Source organism: Pseudomonas sp., assembly GCF_046581935.1.
Lineage (GTDB): Bacteria > Pseudomonadota > Gammaproteobacteria > Pseudomonadales > Pseudomonadaceae > Aquipseudomonas.
The window spans coordinates 436,115-452,229 of the sequence record NZ_JAYGFK010000012.1 but is presented as its reverse complement, the minus strand read 5'-3'; the positions used below and the strand labels follow the sequence as shown (position 1 = coordinate 452,229).

General features: G+C 58.4%; 17 protein-coding genes and 1 pseudogene. 7 read left to right on the top strand and 11 right to left on the bottom strand.

From position 1 onward, the window contains the following. Positions 1-12: 12 nt before the first annotated feature. Positions 13-1,323: a nucleotide sugar dehydrogenase gene (locus VCA57_RS09950; RefSeq protein ID WP_411184830.1), complete on the bottom strand. Its 1,311-nt coding sequence runs from the start codon at positions 1,321-1,323 to the stop codon at positions 13-15. 611 nt (positions 1,324-1,934) lie between these two features. Next, positions 1,935-2,714: a peroxide stress protein YaaA gene (gene yaaA / locus VCA57_RS09945; protein ID WP_411184829.1), complete on the bottom strand. Its 780-nt coding sequence runs from the start codon at positions 2,712-2,714 to the stop codon at positions 1,935-1,937. Positions 2,715-3,172: 458 nt separating this feature from the next. Between yaaA and VCA57_RS09940 the strand changes: the two genes are divergently transcribed. The 4 genes from VCA57_RS09940 to moaE all read left to right on the top strand — a co-directional run bounded on the left by VCA57_RS09940 (position 3,173) and on the right by moaE (position 6,336). Further along, complete coding sequence (locus VCA57_RS09940) at positions 3,173-4,564, top strand: PhoH family protein (protein WP_411184828.1); 1,392 nt, start codon at positions 3,173-3,175, stop codon at positions 4,562-4,564. A gap of 446 nt (positions 4,565-5,010) precedes the next feature. Next, the gene (moaC, locus tag VCA57_RS09935; RefSeq protein WP_411184827.1) at positions 5,011-5,487 is read left to right on the top strand and encodes a cyclic pyranopterin monophosphate synthase MoaC; all 477 of its coding nucleotides are present in this window, start codon (positions 5,011-5,013) and stop codon (positions 5,485-5,487) included. Further along, positions 5,484-5,726: a MoaD/ThiS family protein gene (locus VCA57_RS09930; protein WP_411184825.1), complete on the top strand. Its 243-nt coding sequence runs from the start codon at positions 5,484-5,486 to the stop codon at positions 5,724-5,726. Before moaC ends, VCA57_RS09930 begins: the two co-directional genes overlap by 4 nt. Before the next feature lie 151 nt (positions 5,727-5,877). Then, positions 5,878-6,336 (top strand): molybdopterin synthase catalytic subunit MoaE, encoded by a 459-nt coding sequence (gene moaE / locus VCA57_RS09925; protein ID WP_411184823.1) that lies wholly within the window; start codon positions 5,878-5,880, stop codon positions 6,334-6,336. Between the two features lie 47 nt (positions 6,337-6,383). Here the strand turns inward: moaE and VCA57_RS09920 are convergent, their stop codons facing one another. Continuing rightward, complete coding sequence (locus VCA57_RS09920) at positions 6,384-6,812, bottom strand: group II truncated hemoglobin (protein WP_411184821.1); 429 nt, start codon at positions 6,810-6,812, stop codon at positions 6,384-6,386. A 67-nt stretch (positions 6,813-6,879) separates the two neighbouring features. Then, the gene (locus VCA57_RS09915) at positions 6,880-8,280 is read right to left on the bottom strand and encodes a PLP-dependent aminotransferase family protein (protein ID WP_411184820.1); all 1,401 of its coding nucleotides are present in this window, start codon (positions 8,278-8,280) and stop codon (positions 6,880-6,882) included. A gap of 85 nt (positions 8,281-8,365) precedes the next feature. On the opposite strand from VCA57_RS09915, the gene VCA57_RS09910 reads away from it, so the two are divergent. Genes VCA57_RS09910 through VCA57_RS09900 form a run of 3 tightly spaced genes read left to right on the top strand, consistent with a single transcriptional unit; the run spans position 8,366 to position 9,876 of the window. After that, positions 8,366-8,800, top strand: coding sequence for a GNAT family N-acetyltransferase (locus tag VCA57_RS09910; RefSeq protein ID WP_411184819.1), 435 nt, complete (start codon positions 8,366-8,368; stop codon positions 8,798-8,800). Then, positions 8,797-9,417, top strand: coding sequence for an FMN-dependent NADH-azoreductase (locus VCA57_RS09905; RefSeq protein WP_411184818.1), 621 nt, complete (start codon positions 8,797-8,799; stop codon positions 9,415-9,417). Before VCA57_RS09910 ends, VCA57_RS09905 begins: the two co-directional genes overlap by 4 nt. Before the next feature lie 27 nt (positions 9,418-9,444). Further along, positions 9,445-9,876: a carboxymuconolactone decarboxylase family protein gene (locus VCA57_RS09900; RefSeq protein ID WP_411184817.1), complete on the top strand. Its 432-nt coding sequence runs from the start codon at positions 9,445-9,447 to the stop codon at positions 9,874-9,876. Between the two features lie 52 nt (positions 9,877-9,928). Here VCA57_RS09900 and VCA57_RS09895 read toward each other — a convergent pair whose 3' ends face one another. The 7 genes and pseudogenes from VCA57_RS09895 to VCA57_RS09865 all read right to left on the bottom strand — a co-directional run bounded on the left by VCA57_RS09895 (position 9,929) and on the right by VCA57_RS09865 (position 16,050). After that, positions 9,929-11,098: a GGDEF domain-containing protein gene (locus VCA57_RS09895; protein WP_411184816.1), complete on the bottom strand. Its 1,170-nt coding sequence runs from the start codon at positions 11,096-11,098 to the stop codon at positions 9,929-9,931. Between the two features lie 194 nt (positions 11,099-11,292). Then, positions 11,293-12,216, bottom strand: coding sequence for an FAD:protein FMN transferase (locus VCA57_RS09890; RefSeq protein ID WP_411184953.1), 924 nt, complete (start codon positions 12,214-12,216; stop codon positions 11,293-11,295). After that, on the bottom strand, positions 12,206-13,015 hold the full coding sequence (locus VCA57_RS09885) for an FAD-binding oxidoreductase (RefSeq protein ID WP_411184952.1): 810 nt from the start codon (positions 13,013-13,015) through the stop codon (positions 12,206-12,208). The genes VCA57_RS09890 and VCA57_RS09885 overlap by 11 nt, the downstream gene beginning before the upstream one ends. Before the next feature lie 12 nt (positions 13,016-13,027). Further along, positions 13,028-13,195 (bottom strand): annotated as a pseudogene (locus VCA57_RS09880) (flavodoxin domain-containing protein); the annotation flags it as partial. Between the two features lie 15 nt (positions 13,196-13,210). Then, positions 13,211-14,383 carry a PepSY-associated TM helix domain-containing protein gene (locus VCA57_RS09875; protein WP_411184815.1) on the bottom strand — a complete coding sequence of 391 codons (1,173 nt, stop codon included), beginning with the start codon at positions 14,381-14,383 and terminating at the stop codon, positions 13,211-13,213. Positions 14,384-14,398: 15 nt separating this feature from the next. After that, positions 14,399-14,866, bottom strand: coding sequence for a DUF2271 domain-containing protein (locus tag VCA57_RS09870; RefSeq protein ID WP_411184814.1), 468 nt, complete (start codon positions 14,864-14,866; stop codon positions 14,399-14,401). A gap of 236 nt (positions 14,867-15,102) precedes the next feature. Next, entirely contained in the window at positions 15,103-16,050 is a 948-nt protein-coding gene (locus VCA57_RS09865) for a GlxA family transcriptional regulator (RefSeq protein ID WP_411184813.1), read from the bottom strand. Between the last annotated feature and the right edge of the window lie 65 nt (positions 16,051-16,115).

The window sequence follows — 16,115 nt, the reverse complement described above, 5'->3', positions numbered from 1 at the left end:
GAGCTGCTGCGCTTACCAGCAGATCCCTTCACTGCCCGCACGCGATGCCGTTGGCATAAAGCCGACCAGGTCAACCACGTGTTTATCCTGCAGGGCTTGTTGGGCGAGTGGCGCGAAGTGCATATCGCTGTTGCCCAGGACGATGATGTCGGCGTTCTCCACCACGGCATCGAAATCACTGCTGAGCAGCGAGGACACGTGGGGGATCTTCGACTCGATGTACTCCTTGTTCGCGCCGTAAACGCGGGCGTACTCAACATTGCGGTCGAAGATGCTTAGGTCGTAGCCTTTGCCGATAAGCATTTCCGCCAGCTCAACCAGCGGGCTTTCACGCAGGTCATCGGTGCCGGCCTTGAAGCTCAAACCGAGCAGGGCCACTTTGCGTTTGTCGTAACCGGCGATGATGTCGAAGGCGTTCTGCACCTGGATGCCGTTGCTGCGCATCAGCGAGCCAATCAGCGGTGCGTCAACATCCAGGCTGCCTGCGCGGTAGGACAGGGCGCGCACGTCTTTGGGCAAGCACGAGCCACCAAAGGCGAAGCCGGGTTTCATGTAGTACTTGGAGAGATTGAGTTTGTGATCCTGGCAGATCACCTCCATCACTTCGCGGCCATCCACCCCGGCCGCCTTGGCGATATTGCCGATTTCGTTGGCGAAAGTGACCTTGGTAGCGTGCCAGACGTTGCAGGTGTACTTGATCATCTCGGCTACATCGATGCTCTTGCGGATGATCGGCGCGTCGAGCTCGCTGTAGATGGCTTCCAGCATGTCGCCAGAGGCTTGGTCCAGCTCACCGATAACGGTCATGGGCGGGAAGTCGTAATCTTTGATCGCGGTGCTTTCGCGCAAAAACTCCGGGTTTACCGCCAGGCCGAAGTCGACCCCAGCCTGCTTGCCGGAACAGTCTTGCAGAATGGGCAGCACGACATTTTTAGCCGTGCCAGGCAATACGGTGCTGCGTACCACAACGGTGTGACGCTCGGCTTTGTCGCGCATGGCCAGGCCAATTTCGCGGCATACGCCTTCGATGTAGTTGAGCTCCAGGTCGCCGTTTTTCTTGCTTGGCGTACCCACGCAGATGAAAGAAATATCGCTGTTACGTACTGCGTCGGCGACATCGGTGGTGCCGCGCAAATGGCCAGACGCCAAGCCCTTTTGCAGCAGTTCTTCCAGCCCCGTTTCGACGATTGGCGATTTGCCATTGTTGATCAGGTCAATCTTGCTGGCGGATATATCGACACCGATCACGTGATGGCCGCGAGCCGACAAACAGCCTGCGCAAACAGCGCCAACATAACCTAAGCCAAATATGCTAATTCGCATTGTATTTACCTCGTCCATTTGTTGCACAGTTGATTGGTAGTTATTAGGCACAGTTGTTCGTTAGTTCTGGCTGTTAAGCCGTGTGAACTAATTTAGGCATAATGGTTGGTTAGCAAGGCGAAGTGCTTGCCAGAGATTTAATTATAGTTGTGGTGCCTATGCTATTTGCCGTGCAAGCAGATTGCAGGGCTCTAGCGTTAGGGTTTTACAGAGCCTTCAAGAATTTGATAGTTCCATGCTGTGCATCTCCTTTTCTGCCCGGTTCTATTTTGACCGGGCTTTAAATGCCGGATTCATACCAGCGTTTAATGCTGAAGTTAGTCATGTGCAAGTTGCGTGAAGATAAACATCGTGTCGCTATGAGTCTGTTGCTTTTCTGATGGTTCCTACCGTTCGTCAACTTGTTTGGAGAAATGAGAACTGCTTGGTAGTTATGCGGTGATGGCAATATGAAATGATTTGGTGAAGTAAGTCGTGTCGTCTGTATATGTTGGGAAAAGTTCAATCGTGAATGATTAGTTCAATAAGGCTGGGTGTTTTGGGCGGGCTTGGAGAGTTTGGGATATATGGCTGGACGGGCCGTTTTCGCGGCCCGCAGAGGGAGGAAGGGGTTAATCCTGAGGGTGGTCGCGGAGGAAAACCAGGGTGTCTGGTTTCGAGTTTTCGGCCGAATAGCGGTAACCCTCGTAGGTAAAATCCATGAGGCCTGCCGGGTCGCTGAGGCGTTCCTTGAGCACGTAGCGCGCCATTAGCCCGCGCGCTTTTTTTGCATAGAAACTGATGATTTTGTACTGGCCGTTCTTCAGATCCTTGAACTCGGTGTTGATGAGTCGCGCATTCAGCGCTTTGCGTTTCACCGCGCTGAAGTACTCGTTAGACGCCAGATTGAGCAGTACGTCATCACCTTGGGCCGCCAGCGCCTCATTGAGCCAGCCGCTAATGCGCTCACCCCAGAAGTCATAGAGGTTATTACCACGCGGGTTGGCCAGCTTGGTGCCCATTTCCAGGCGATAGGGTTGCATCAGGTCGAGCGGGCGCAGCACACCGTACAAACCTGAGAGCATGCGCAGGTGGTTTTGGGCGAAGTCGAAATCGGCCTCGCTGAAATCCTCGGCATTCAGCCCGGTATAGACGTCACCCTTGAACGCCAGCAGCGCTTGTTTGGCGTTGGACGGGTTGAAGGGCCGCTGCCAACTGCCGAAGCGCGCAGCGTTGAGGCCGGCGAGTTTGTCTGAAAGGTGCATCAATTCGGCGATCTGCGCCGGGCTGAACTCGCGTAGCTGCACAATCAGCTCCTGGGCATGGTCGAGGTGTTCTGGCTGGGTAAAGTGCGGGGTTACCGGCGGCGTCTCGTAATCGAGGGTCTTGGCCGGGGAAATCACCATCAACATAAGTCTGCTCCTGAAAGTCTGCGGCGATTCTAGAAGCTGACGGCGGCTGAGACTACCTATTAGGGCGATTAGTGATACGCAGGCTAGGTGATTGGCCGGGTAGCTTGCGCCATACGCTTTGGTGGCGCTGAGCTTGAGGAACTGCGCGGGGGAGGGAAATCTTTGCAGGCCCGAAGGCCGGTGGGACTATCGACTTTAACGGCGACTGCGCAGGTCGCCAAGCGCTATTTATCGGCCCGACAAATAAACCTGAAAAAACTTAAAAATACGTTTTTCTGTCATCTTTTTTGGAGTATCAAGAAGACGCATCCTTTAAGACCGCCGAACCCTGCAGACAGGTGGCGGCCATTGGCCCTCACCTAATTGCAGCCTCCTCAGCCCGGCAACTGAGGAGTTGGCGGCCCCCCGCGACGCATTCGCCCCTGCGCCGCTTGGCTACTACAACAAGGTGACCGAGTATGGATGACCACGGACGCTGCAAGCCCACCGCCCCAACCTTGTACGCCCTCGACACCAATGTGCTGATCCACGATCCCAACGCGCTGCTGAATTTTGAAGAGCACCACGTCGCCATTCCCATGACCGTACTGGAGGAGTTGGACAAGCTTAAAACCGGTAAACAGGGGGTGGCCGCTGAGTGCCGCCAGGCCATCCGTCTGATTGACAAGATCCTCGGCAGCGCCAATCCGGAGGAGGTGGAGCACGGCGTTGCTATCCAACGCGACAAGAGCGGGCCATGCGGCTTTCTGTCGATTCTCATGAGCAAAAGTGCAGCCCCGATTACTTGGCTGCCGGAAGACCTCAACGACAACAAGATCATTAACCAACTGGTCGAACTGAAGTCCCGTCGCCCTGGGTTGAATGTGGTGCTGGTCACCAAAGACATCAACATGCGCCTAAAGGCACGCGCCTGTGGCATCGACTCGGAGGACTACCACACCGACCAACTGGTCGACGACGTATCGCTGTTGTCGCAGGGTTACCACAACATGGACGGCTCCTTCTGGGATCGCGTGAACAAGGTGGAAACCCGCCAGGACCACGGCCGCACCTGGCATCGCGTTCAGCTCACCGACAATCTGCCGGCGGTGCACGTCAATGAATTCATCATCGACGAGCAGGGCTTTGTCGGCTGGATCAAGGGCATCAAGCACGGCGAGCTGTTGATTCTCGACATGCACCAAGAACCGTTGATGCACCAAGAAGCCTGGGGCCTACGCCCACGGGATATCTACCAGTCACTGGCGCTGTTCGCCTTGCTTGATCCAGACATTCACCTGGTCAACCTGTCCGGCGCGGCCGGCTCCGGGAAAACCATTCTGGCCCTGGCGGCGGCCATTGAGCAGACCATGGTTAGCAAGCGTTACCGGCGCATCATTGCCACCCGTAGTGTGCAGGGGCTGGATCAGGAAATTGGCTTTCTGCCGGGCACCGAAGCCGAGAAGATGGAGCCCTGGCTCGGAGCCATCACCGACAACCTCGAAGCCCTGCACATGGACGACGAGAACACCCACGGCAGCGTCGACTACATCCTGCAAAAGGTCCCGCTGCAATTTAAATCCCTCAACTACATTCGTGGCCGCAGTTTCCAGCAGAGCCTGATCCTTATCGACGAATGCCAGAACCTTACGCCGCACCAGATGAAAACCATCATCACCCGGGCCGGCAGCGGTTCCAAAGTGGTCTGCCTGGGTAACCTGGCGCAGATCGATACACCTTATCTGTCGGCCCCCAGTTCTGGGCTGACCTACCTGACGGAGCGCTTCAAAGACTTTGAGCATGGCGTACATATCACCCTGCAAGGGGTGCCACGCTCGATCCTCGCCGAGTACGCCGAAACCCATATGTAAAGGAGGTTTGACTGACGAACATAAGTTAAAAACTTATAGCGAGGGTTACATCGTCATGAACGACTACATCATTAAGGTTCAGCGAAGTGATGACATACGAGGTTTCCTGTCGTCATCTAGCGTTGGTACCGATGCGTTGAACGGGCTGTCTTCAATTCCGGGAGTGCAAAACCTTGAGGTGGTTGATGAGAGTGAGTGTTTGGTGACGCTTCGCTTTCAATGGGCCGGTGGAGGCGAGTTTCATGAGACGGATGAGCATCTGAAAAGATTCGGTGTCTGCAGGGCCTGGCCTTGTGCTGGTACTCATACTTAACGTCACCTACCTGTAGGATCATCTTTAGTCGCGAGCCCATACGCCCCTTGCCCAGCGGCAAGGGGCGTTTTTATGCCTGCCATATCCTGACCGGTGGGTTTACAATCGGACCATCCTTTTCTGGAGCCTGTCCGTGTTAACCCATCTCGATTCCCAAGGTCGCGCCAATATGGTCGACGTCAGCGATAAAGCCCTGACCGTCCGTGAAGCTGTGGCTGAAGCCTTGGTGCGCATGCGCCCTGAAACCCTGCAGATGATTGCCCAAGGCGACCACCCCAAGGGCGATGTATTCGCCGTGGCGCGGATTGCCGGTATTCAAGCCGCGAAGAAAACCAGTGAGCTGATCCCGCTGTGCCATCCGTTGATGCTTACCAGCGTCAAGGTTGAGTTGCAGCCTGAAGGCGTTGACGCGGTGCGGATTACCGCGCGCTGCAAACTGACCGGGCAAACCGGGGTGGAGATGGAAGCTCTGACCGCCGCCAGCGTTGCCGCGTTGACTATCTATGACATGTGCAAAGCAGTTGATCGCGGCATGGTGATCGAAGGCGTACGCCTGCTGGAAAAGGTTGGCGGCAAGAGCGGCCACTTTGTAGCAGGGGGCGAGGCATGATTCGCGTGCAGTATTTCGCCCGTTACCGCGAGGTCTTGGGGCTGGATGGCGAGCAACTAAGCGCTGCTTTCAGCAGCCTTGAACAACTACGTCAGCACCTGCTGGCCCGTGGCGGTGTGTGGGAAGTGTTGGCTGAACAGAACCTGATGTGCGCGCGTAATCAGGAACTCTGCAGCCTGGATGAGCCACTGCAGGCTGGCGATGAAGTGGCATTTTTCCCCACGGTAACCGGTGGTTAAAGGTAATTTGTAGGATGGGTTGAGCGCAGCGATACCCATGCCGCCAGTTAAATCCATGGTGGGTTACGCGACGCACGGATTGCGCGGTGGTTTTGCCAGCCTGGCTTTGCGCCGCTAACCCACCCTACGCCCCCCCACAGAGAGCATCTGCATGAGTATTCGCGTCCAACCGCAACCCTTCGATCCGGGCGTTGAACTCAATAGCCTGCATGCCGCCAACCTGGGCATCGGCGCGGTGGTCAGCTTTGTTGGCTATGTGCGCGACTTCAATGACGGGCACGAAGTTGCTGGGATGTTCCTTGAACACTTTCCCGGCATGACCGAGAAAGCCCTGAGCAAGATCGCCGCAGAAGCGGAGCAGCGCTGGCCGTTGCTGGGCATCGAGATCATCCATCGCATCGGCCGCCTGGAACCGGGCGAGCCAATCGTGTTTGTTGGCACCACCAGCGCCCACCGCCAGGCCGCGTTTGATGCCTGCAACTTCGTCATGGACTACCTGAAAACCCGCGCGCCGTTCTGGAAGAAAGAAGACACCGCCGACGGTCCGCGCTGGGTCGAAGGCCGTGGTTCTGATCAGGCCGCCTTAGAGCGCTGGAAACAGCAGCCCTAGGCTGCTGTCATGGCGAAGCAGAAAGCCGCGAAGTGCGCGGCTTTCTATTATTCGCTGGCTGAACCATGGCGATTACGGCTGGCCTGCACGATGCGTTGGGCGGGCACGCGCAGCTGGCTTAGTAGGTACTCGGCAAATTCCGCTGTGTAAGGCTGCAGGGCAATGGCCTGGGCCATGCAGCTGAGCCAGCTTTGGCTGAGTTGCTCGTTGATCGACCACTGCGCGTGAAAAGCCGGCAGAGCGATGGAGCCATAGCGCTCGCTGAATAGCCGTGGACCGCCGAGCCAACCGCTGAGAAAACAGGCCAGTTTGTCACTCGCCAGTTCCAGGTTTGCACCATGCAAGCGGCGCAACGCTGCGGCCTCTGGCTGCTCATCCATCAACCGGTAAAAGTCCCCAACCAACAGGCGTAAGCCGTCAATGCCACCCGCCGCCTGATAAGAGGCATCGCCTACACCGTAAACTGCTTGCTGCATCGGCTGAACTCCTTGGTAAAGCGGGCATTGTACGGTGCTGAATAGGTGTCAGGCTTCAGCCCACTGCCTAGATGACTTGCGCCAAGCGCGTAGCCACTGCCATCGCTTGCTGTGCACTGGCAATGTTGGTGAACCCAAGAAGCAGGCCGTGCCTAGGCTTGGCCCCTATATACCAGCGTGAAAGCGGTTCGACAGCCAGGCCTGCGCGGCGGGCACGTTGAGCGAATGCGACATCATCACCTTCGCGAAGCCCCGCGAGCAGATGCATGCCACCTACTTGATGGTTGAGCAGTAGACGTTCGCCAAACTGTTGCTGGAGTGCCTCGACGAGCCATTGGCGGCGGCGGGCGTAGAGGTTGCGCATCTTGTTTAAATGCCGGGCAAAATGACCCTCGTTGAGGAAGTTGCTGACGGTTGCCTGCAGTACGTGTGGGCAGTGGTTATGCAAGCGGTCCGCCGTGCGGGCGAATGCCTCACTCTGTTCGGCCGGTACAACCAGGTAGGCCAGACGCAGACCAGGAAACAGTACCTTGCTGAAGGTGCCGGTGTAGAGCACGCGGCCCTGTTGGTCGAGGCTTTTGAGAGCGGGTAGCGGTTTACCCTGATAGCGATACTCACTGTCGTAATCGTCCTCGATGATCCAGCTGCCTTGGCTGTCGGCCCAGTTCAGTAGCGCTAACCGACGCGGCAATGACAGCGATACACCCAGTGGGCTTTGGTGGGTCGGGGTGACCACTGCAAAGCGCGCATCTGCGGCATGGGCAATACCTTGTGCGACGTCCAGCCCCTGATCATCCACCGCAACGGGCACCAGCTCTGCACCTGCTTCTAATAGGGCATTTCTGGCCATGAAGTAGCCGGGCTCTTCTAGCCAGCATTTATCGCCTTGGTGCATCAGTGTGTGGCTAATCAGATCCAGGCATGCACGATAGCCGGCGCATACAAATATCTGTTCAGGCTGACAGGTGATGCCCCGCGAAATGCCCAGGTAAGCCGCGATTGCTGTGCGTAAGGGCGCATGGCCGCATGGGTCTGGGTAAACGAGCCCTTCGAGGCCGGCCTGTCGCAGTTGTCGGCCGGCCAGCCGTGTCCAGAGCTTGCGCGGAAAGGCATCCAATGCGGGCAGGCCCATCTGTAAAGCGAGCGGCAGCGTGCTGGAATGGGTGGATTGATACGCCGTCGCCGCCACTGGCGCGCTAGGTTTGGGCGAGGGTGCGAGTGTCAGTTGCGGTGTAACAACCGTTCCGGCTGCTCCGCGAGCAATCAAATAGCCCTCGCCAATCAGCAACTGGTAGGCCGCTTCCACCGTGCCCCGGGCTAGGTTTAGCTCTGCTGCCAGCGCTCGAACGGCAGGCACCCGATCTCCTGGCTTTAAACGGCCGTCGGCAATGGATTGACGAAATCGCTGATAGAGCTGGCGATAAATCGGCGCTGAGTGGCTGCGGTCCAGTTCTAAGTGAGGAATCATGGCCTAGTCGTTTGTGCATTTTTCGGCCCTGTAGCTTATGTCATTACGCCCCTAAAGTAAGTCATCGCTACAGCGGACGATGAACATGACATACACCCTTAAACACCTTGAAGACGCCTCGGGTTTTGCCGCCAGTTTCGACCTGATGCGGGTCTTGCGGCCGCATATGAGCGAACCGGCTGCTTATGTGGCGCAACTGCTTCGACAGGTCGAACAGGGCTACCGCTTGCTCGCGCTGTGCAAGGCTCAGCAACTGGTTGGTCTGGCCGGTTACCGCGAACTGGAAAACCTGCTCTATGGACGTTTTATCTACGTCGATGATCTCGTCGTGAGCCCCACGCTCCAGCGCAGTGGCCTGGGTGCGCAGCTATTGAGCGCGGTTAGGGCGCAAGCCGTACAGCGCGGCTGTGATCACTTGGTACTGGATACCGGCCTGCATATGCCGTTGGCCCAGCGTTTCTATTTCCGTCAGGGGTTGTTGGCCCGTGGCATGCATTTCACGCAGAGCCTTCACGCATGAACAATGTTCTATTGATCAATGCCAGTCCACAGGGCGCGGTGTCTCACGCCAATCAGTTAGCCCTAGAGTTGTGCGCTTGTCTGCAGCAGCGCTATGCGCAGCTTGAATTGGTTGAGCGTGATTTAGCTGCGTATCCGTTGCCAGTATTGAGCATGGACTATGTCCGAGCGCTGACCACGGCAACGCCATTTGACTCGCCGGTGTTCGAGGTTTCCGAAGCCTTGATCGGTGAACTGGAACGCAGCGATATCCTGCTTATCGCGACCCCCACGCACAACTTTACCTTTCCCGCTGCGCTCAAGCTGTGGGTCGACTACGTCTTGCGTATACACCGCACATTCAGTTCTGGCCCCAAGGGTAAGGTCGGTCTGCTGAGCGATCGGCCGGTTTACCTGCTGGTTGGTTCTGGCGGTTTTCACCAAGGTGCCTCGGCCAGCCAAGCTGACTTTCTGACGTCTTACTTGCGCCACGTGCTTAACACTTTAGGGCTGTTCAACCTGCACGTCACCTACCTTCAGGGCTTGGTCTGCGGTGATGACGCGGTGAGTACAACGCTCGACGCTGCCCGTGCCCGGCTGGCACTGGAACCGCTGTTCAGCCATCTGAACAGCGCCTGACCCATTTCTCTACACCGGAGTTTCACCATGAGCCAACTTAGACTGCCGTTTTCCTCCCTGTCGCCTGCGGCCTATCAAGGTCTGATCGCCAGCAATACGGCGCTTGCCGCTAGCTCGCTAGGCTTACCGCTGCTTGAACTGGTGTATTTGCGTATCTCGCAGATCAACGGCTGTGCGTTTTGCCTGGGTAAACACTCGCAGGCTCTGCGCGAATCTGGGGTGACGCAAGCGAAGCTGGATTGCCTGGCTGGCTGGCGTATCAGCGAACTGTTCAACGACCGCGAGCGCGCGGCTCTGGCCTGGGCCGAGACGCTAACCTACGTCAGTGAGAAGGGTGCGCCAGACGATTTGTACGAACCGTTGCGTGGCCACTTCAACGATGTCGAGATTTCTGATCTGACGTTGGCCGCCGCCTTGATGAATGCCTTTAACCGACTCGCTGTGGGGATGAAGCTCTAAGCGTGATATGTCGGCGGTTGTGTGGTCATTGCTGCAGATCCTAGGCGCGGTTTTAGTTGGCTACAGCAACCTTTACGCAGTTACGTCCGGCGTGCTTGGCGTTGTATAGCGCTCGGTCGCTGGCCACGTAGAGGCTGTCGTACGTACTCGACTGGCCGGCATCCAGGTAGCTCATGCCAATGCTGACGGTAACCGTTACAGCTACACCGTCTACTTCCTGTAACTGCGACTGCAGCAATTGGCGCAATTTTTCGGCAACTTGCTGACCTTGCTCGCGGTTGCTGTCTGGCAGTAGCAGCATGAACTCTTCGCCGCCCAAGCGCGCCAAACTATCGAGACTGCGTACCTGACTGGACAGCAGGGCCGCCACGCGCTTGATCACTGCATCGCCCAGCGGGTGGCCGAAGCGGTCGTTGATGGTCTTGAAGTGGTCGAGGTCTAGCAGCAGCAAGCACAAGGGTTGTTGCGTGCGTTGGCTGCGTATCAATTCGTGCTCGACAATGCTGCTAAATGCCCGCCGGTTGAGCAGACCGCTGAGCGGGTCGTGTTCGGCGAGGTAGCTGAGCTTGTGGTTTTGCTCTTCAAGGAGCTGCGCTTGCGCTTGCAACCGCTGTTCCTGGGTGTTGATGCGGATGAAGTAGCGCCATTGCAGCCACGCCAGCAGCAGGCCGATACAACAGGAGGAGAGGCCGTTGACCTGATTGCTCAGCAGCACTGCTGGGGCGCTCTGGGTCTGTTGTATGCCAAACAGAAATAGCGCCAGGGTCAGGCTAAATAACCATAAGGCCGAGAGGGGGCGGTGCAGAAAAACCAGCGCGACCAAGGTGCAACCGATCAATAGCGGGGTGATGTTGCTGGTTATAAGTTGATCAATTGCACTGATGAGGGCGGCGAAGCACAAGGCCCCGAGTGCAGCCACACTGACGCTGATTTCACGCAGTCGAACCTGCTCGGGGCGGCGCTCTAGATACCAGGCCGTCAGCGCCAATGCGCTGAAGAACACGAGCATCCCGGTGTGCGTGGCGAGAATGCCCTGACGCCATAAGGCTTCATTCGCCGATTCGGGTTGTTGTTGCCAGAACAGCCAGATGTGCAGCAGGTTGATTGGCGGAATCCAGGGCGCTGCAAGCCGCAGGCGTCGTATGTTCTGCTCAAGCAACTGTGGTGCAAAGGATCGGTTCTTTTCAGCAATTTTCTGCCAGTTAATACGCCAAGCACGCAATCCCGGTGACTCCTTAAGCTCTATCAATGCGGTCGAGTTAACCCGATCCTGATGACAGACGTTACACAAGTTCCTATCGCCGGGCGAATGGCTTATTCCGCCGCTGCATGTCGACGGCTCAATTGTCGCGGGCTGAGGGCGTGTATCGCCTGTGCGCTGGATTGTCGGCGGTAGGAATTGATAACGCCTGCGGCTTAAAGGCCAACCGTCACCTCGCGCAACTCATCGCCGTCGCGCAGAACAAAAATGGCGCTCAACCCTTTGGCTTTGGCCAACTGCGTGCCGCGCTCCACACCGAGCACCATCAGTGCGGTTGCCCAGGCGTCGGCGTACATGCAACTGGTGCATAGCACCGACACCGAGGCGAGGTCAGAGAGCAGCGGGGCGCCGGTGTGCGGGTTCATGGTGTGGGAAAACACCTGGCCGTTCTGCTCACGCCAGTGGCGGTAGTCGCCGGAGGTGGCGATGGCGGTGTTGCTCAGGGCCAGCGAGCCAAGCACTTCGCGCTGGCCTTTGCTGGGTTTTTCCAGGGCGACTGACCATTCGCTGCCATCGGCCTTTACGCCGCTGACGCGCATCTCGCCATCAATGCTAACCAGGTAGGACGTAATGCCGTGGCGTGCCAGACAGCGGGCCATCTGGTCCACGGCAAAGCCTTTGGCGATGCCGTTAAGGTCCAGGGTGATGGGCGCATGTTTGCGTACCTGAGCGTTATCCGAGTCGACTTCCAGCACCTCGCGCGCGCTGGTTTGCTTGTCCGGCCAGGTGTTGAGCGGCGCGTGTGGGCCAAAGCCGCACGCACTGACCAGCGCGCCGACGCCAATCTCGAACGCGCCTTCGGACTCGGCACTGATGCGCAGTGCGCTGCTCAGCACCCACAGCAGCTCATCGGGCACGCTCAGCCACTGGCCGCAGTTGGCCGCGTTGAGTTGCATCAGGTCGGAGTCGGGCTTCCAGGTCGACATTTGCTGGTCAACCTGACCGACCGCCTGTTGCTGCTCGCTGCTGATCACGCTCAGGTCGAGTTCGGCCGGTGCATACAGCACCGCGCTCCAGCGCGTGCCCATGGTGGCACCACTCAAGTTGTGGCGCTGCGCTGCGTTGGTCTCAGTAGACATCTTCACGGTAGCGTCCTTGTTGGCGGAGTTGGTCGATGTTCAAGCCCAGTTGCTGCAGCAAGGGTTCCAGCACGTTGCGCACCCCGGCTGCCATGTCGCGGGAGCCACATACCAACACCTGAGCGCCTTGTTGCAACAGCGCCACCAGTTTGTCGGCGTCCTGCAGGAGGCGGTCCTGCACATACATTGGCTTAGCCGCCTGGGAGAATGCCAGGCCCAGTTGGCTCAGGCGTCCGTCAGCCAGGTACTCATTCAGTTGCGTTTCATAAAGAAAGTCCGATTGCGCGCTGCGGCCACCCCAGTACAGGTGCAGCGGACGCTGATGGGCATTCTTGCGGACAAAGCCAATCAACGGCGCCAGCCCAGTGCCGGCACCCACCAGAATCAGCGGGTGCTGGCCGGCAGTCGGGCGAAACTCGGGGTGCGCTTGGATAACCCCTTCAATACATTCACCCACCTGCAGCCTATGCAGCAGGCTTGAGCAAACGCCCTCGGGCTGTTTACGCACGCAGATTTCCAGCACACCATCTTCATCACCGCTGGCAATCGAGTAGAAGCGAGGCGGCAGATCAGTACCCGGACGGATAGCCAGCAGGTCGCCGGGCGCGAAGCGGCTGTTGTTTGCGGGCGATACGGCAAAGCGTAAAACGGCGGCCGGTGACTCGCTGCCCTCGCCGTAAAGCTCGCGGCTCAGCAGCTGCAGCTGTTGTGGGGTTTCGCGGCTGGCGTGCGCAGTGAAGTGCAGGGCAACGTCGAGTTCCTGACCAAGCCGCTGCGCCCACTGGTTGAGCTCGCCCAAGGCGTTGCGGTCGATGCGCTGCAAGGGCAGCAAAGTCGCTAAGCCCTTTTGCTGCAGGCATTGCTCGACTTGCTCGGCATAACCGCAAAAGTGCTGAAACTGCGAATCACCAAAGCCCAGCACCGCGACTTGCAGCGTTGGGTTTAGCTCACTGCGCTGCAAGCGCCCGAGAAACGCCTTGGCCGAATCGGGAGCCTAGCCATCGCCATAGGTCGAGGTGAGTAGCAGCAGTTGGTTGGCTTGGCGGTAGTGCGGCTGCAGCTGATTCATGCTGGCGCAGTGCACCCTCAGGCCCTGGCTCTGCAATTGTTCCTGCAACTGCCGGGCATAGCTCCAAGTAGCCCCGCCCTGACTGCCAACCAGCAGAATGATCTGTGCTTGATCGGCCGGCGTGTTATCAGGCCGTGCGCCAGCCAGACGCTTGCGCCGCGCCCAGGAAAGCAGACCGAAGCCGCTGAGGAACAACACGGCCAGGCTGGAGCCGCTGAGGATCAGCGTCCAGAGTGGCGAATGCGCGCCGGTGTGCAGTTCATAGATGTTCTCGTACAGGCGCGTGGCAAAACCGTGCTGCTGATAGTTGATCCATTGCCCCGTATTGGCATTGATGAAGCCTTCACCCGCCGCCGTGCGCACGGTGTAAAAATTGGCATCCGGGTCGTTGGGAAACTCCAGCTCGCGCAAGTCTTGCTGGTCCAGGTTGCGCAGAGCAGTAAGACTGCTCAACTCGGCAGCCGGTGCTGAGTAACTGGCTTCTGGGTAGGTCGGTGAGGCGTCTTGACCATCGTTGATCCAGCCCTGGCTGATGGCCGCCAGATAAAGCCCACTCAGGGCAAGAATCGCCAGGGCCGGCAGCGTCCAGCGGGCCACGACCATATGCCAGTGAATCAACCCGCTGCTGGTTGGAATAGGCCGCACTAGGTGGCTCCAACCACCGAGTCGGCGCGCTAACAACCAAGCGCCAGTGACCACCAGTATCAGCAAGGCCAACGCCGCCAGACCACTGAACCAGCGGCCCGACTCGCCAAGCAGCAACTCGCGGTGCAGGTTGCGCGTCCAGGCAAGCAGGGCGGAAGGCTGGTAGGGCGAGATAACCGAGCCGCTGAGCGGATCAACCACCACGGTGCTGTTCTCGTTTGCCGTGCTGAGCGCGACGCGCAACTCACCACTGGGTGCCCGCTCGATGCGCTCGATACCTTGCACCTGGTCGGCGATACGCGCGGCAACGTCGGCGACATTCTCGCCAGCCGCAGGTGCCGTTTGCAGGTGTGCAACCAGGGTGCTGCTGGACAACACCAGGCCGGTGGCCGCCGAGACCATCAGCAAGACGCCAAGGAGCAAGCTGAGTACCACGTGGGTGCGTTGCAGCATGAGCGGGCTCCTGGGTTAAAACTGGTAGCTGAAGGTGTTGACGTAGCCTGTTGTGCTGCCGCTGACTGGTGTGGGCTGTTGTGTGAGCGGCACTTTGATCTCGGCGCGATTGTCCTGCTTGTTCTCGACGGCGCTGTCGATGCGGATTTCATAGCCGGCATCAATCAGCGCATCTTCCAGTTCAACCGCCACCTTCAAGGTTTGCCCGCTGCCAACGCTGGCACCGGTAAGACCGTCGTATTCGGCAGGCTTGTTACCGTCACGCACCCAGTCACGCAGGTGCTTGTAGTACTTGGCCTTCTTGCCGGAGACCCACAGCGTGCGCTGGTAATTGCCCTGTGCATCGGTGACATAGAACACCAGGTAGGCATCGTTGCCGCGGTACTCTTTCAAGGTGGTTTGCAGGGTGATTTCGCGGGCCTGGCCCAGCGCGGGCAGTGCCGCCAAACCGGCTAAAGCGAGGGTGAGAGTGGTCTTGTTCATCTGAACCTCCGTAGGGAATGGCGCAACCTTAGCCCCCAATTCTGAAGCCAAGCTGAAGGACAGAAACCTTGTACTTAATGAGGACTTAAGACTGTTCTGGAACAGCGTTTTTGCTGGCAGCAGCTTGGGTTTTTTACAGGCAGTCGCTTCACCAGATACGCAGCATGACGGGGCTTACACGTAGTTGCTGAGAGCCGTTGAAATTGTCGCTTTATGCCGTTGTTGCGGCGTTTGCCCTAGAGCGGTTGACGCAGGCGCTTGCGAAACGCGCCTGGGCTTTCGCCGCAGAGCTGCTTGAACAGCTTGGCGAAGGTGGCGCGGTCGCTATAACCGACTTGCTCGGCTATCTGCTCCAGCGACGCCGGGCTGCGCAGGGCGCGCTGCGCGGCGCTGATGCGTACGCGCTGTAGGTAGTCGTTGGGGGTCAGCCCGGTGCTGGTTTTGAAGCGGCGTAACAGGGTGCGTGACGAGCAGTTGGCCTGAGCCGCAAGGCGATTAAGGTCAATCACCTCGGCGTGGTGGCTGTGCATCCACTGCAGCAGTGGGGCGAGCGGGCAATCGTTGCTGGCTGGCGGTAGCAGCGGAGCGAAGCGCGACTGTTGGCCGCGCTGGGTGTCGAACACCAGGGCATTGGCCACCTGCTGCGCCAACCCGTCGCCGCCATGCTGGCCGATCAAGTGCAGGCACAGGTCGAGGCCTGCTTGCGCGCCGCCGGAGCTGAGCAGATGGCCGTCTTCGCAAATCAGCTGTTCGATCTGCAGATTGACCTGCGGGAAACGCTGGCGAAACTGGCTGGCCAGCGCCCAGTGAGTGGTTGCGCGGCGTCCATTGAGTACGCCGGCAGCGGCCAGCAGCACCGCGCTGCTACACAGGCTTGCGAGTTGTTGTTGCGCCGGGCGCTGCGCCAGCCAGGGCAACAACCGGGCATTGTTGGCGAGGGTGCTGTCGAGGGCGCTGCCACTGGCGGGCAGCAGAATCAGGTTGGCGGCTTCGGCGAGACGCAAATCACCATCGACCTGGATCTGCGCAAAGCCTAGATCGACCGCTTGCCCATCCTGACTAAAACGCTGAAGTTCGAACAGTGGCTGCTTGGCCAGGCGGTTGGCCAGGGTAAAGGCATCCATCGCTATGCTGAGGCTGGAACACACGGTTTGCGGGCAGACGTACAGGGCAATCTTCAGCATGGCGTGTTATCGCTGGCAGGTTTTGGCGATTATTGACACAAAGCTGTCTTTTACGCCAATCGCAG

Excerpts from the sequence above, each read along its gene's own strand:
- VCA57_RS09915 (WP_411184820.1), bottom strand. The coding sequence starts at position 8,280 with ATGATTCCTCACTTAGAACTGGACCGCAGCCACTCAGCGCCGATTTAT.
- moaE (WP_411184823.1), top strand. The coding sequence starts at position 5,878 with ATGAGTATTCGCGTCCAACCGCAACCCTTCGATCCGGGCGTTGAACTC.
- VCA57_RS09930 (WP_411184825.1), top strand. The coding sequence starts at position 5,484 with ATGATTCGCGTGCAGTATTTCGCCCGTTACCGCGAGGTCTTGGGGCTG.
- VCA57_RS09905 (WP_411184818.1), top strand. The coding sequence starts at position 8,797 with ATGAACAATGTTCTATTGATCAATGCCAGTCCACAGGGCGCGGTGTCT.
- VCA57_RS09865 (WP_411184813.1), bottom strand. The coding sequence starts at position 16,050 with ATGCTGAAGATTGCCCTGTACGTCTGCCCGCAAACCGTGTGTTCCAGC.
- VCA57_RS09910 (WP_411184819.1), top strand. The coding sequence starts at position 8,366 with ATGACATACACCCTTAAACACCTTGAAGACGCCTCGGGTTTTGCCGCC.
- VCA57_RS09950 (WP_411184830.1), bottom strand. The coding sequence starts at position 1,323 with ATGCGAATTAGCATATTTGGCTTAGGTTATGTTGGCGCTGTTTGCGCA.
- VCA57_RS09940 (WP_411184828.1), top strand. The coding sequence starts at position 3,173 with ATGGATGACCACGGACGCTGCAAGCCCACCGCCCCAACCTTGTACGCC.
- VCA57_RS09900 (WP_411184817.1), top strand. The coding sequence starts at position 9,445 with ATGAGCCAACTTAGACTGCCGTTTTCCTCCCTGTCGCCTGCGGCCTAT.
- VCA57_RS09890 (WP_411184953.1), bottom strand. The coding sequence starts at position 12,216 with ATGTCTACTGAGACCAACGCAGCGCAGCGCCACAACTTGAGTGGTGCC.
- VCA57_RS09875 (WP_411184815.1), bottom strand. The coding sequence starts at position 14,383 with ATGCTGCAACGCACCCACGTGGTACTCAGCTTGCTCCTTGGCGTCTTG.
- yaaA (WP_411184829.1), bottom strand. The coding sequence starts at position 2,714 with ATGTTGATGGTGATTTCCCCGGCCAAGACCCTCGATTACGAGACGCCG.
- VCA57_RS09870 (WP_411184814.1), bottom strand. The coding sequence starts at position 14,866 with ATGAACAAGACCACTCTCACCCTCGCTTTAGCCGGTTTGGCGGCACTG.
- VCA57_RS09920 (WP_411184821.1), bottom strand. The coding sequence starts at position 6,812 with ATGCAGCAAGCAGTTTACGGTGTAGGCGATGCCTCTTATCAGGCGGCG.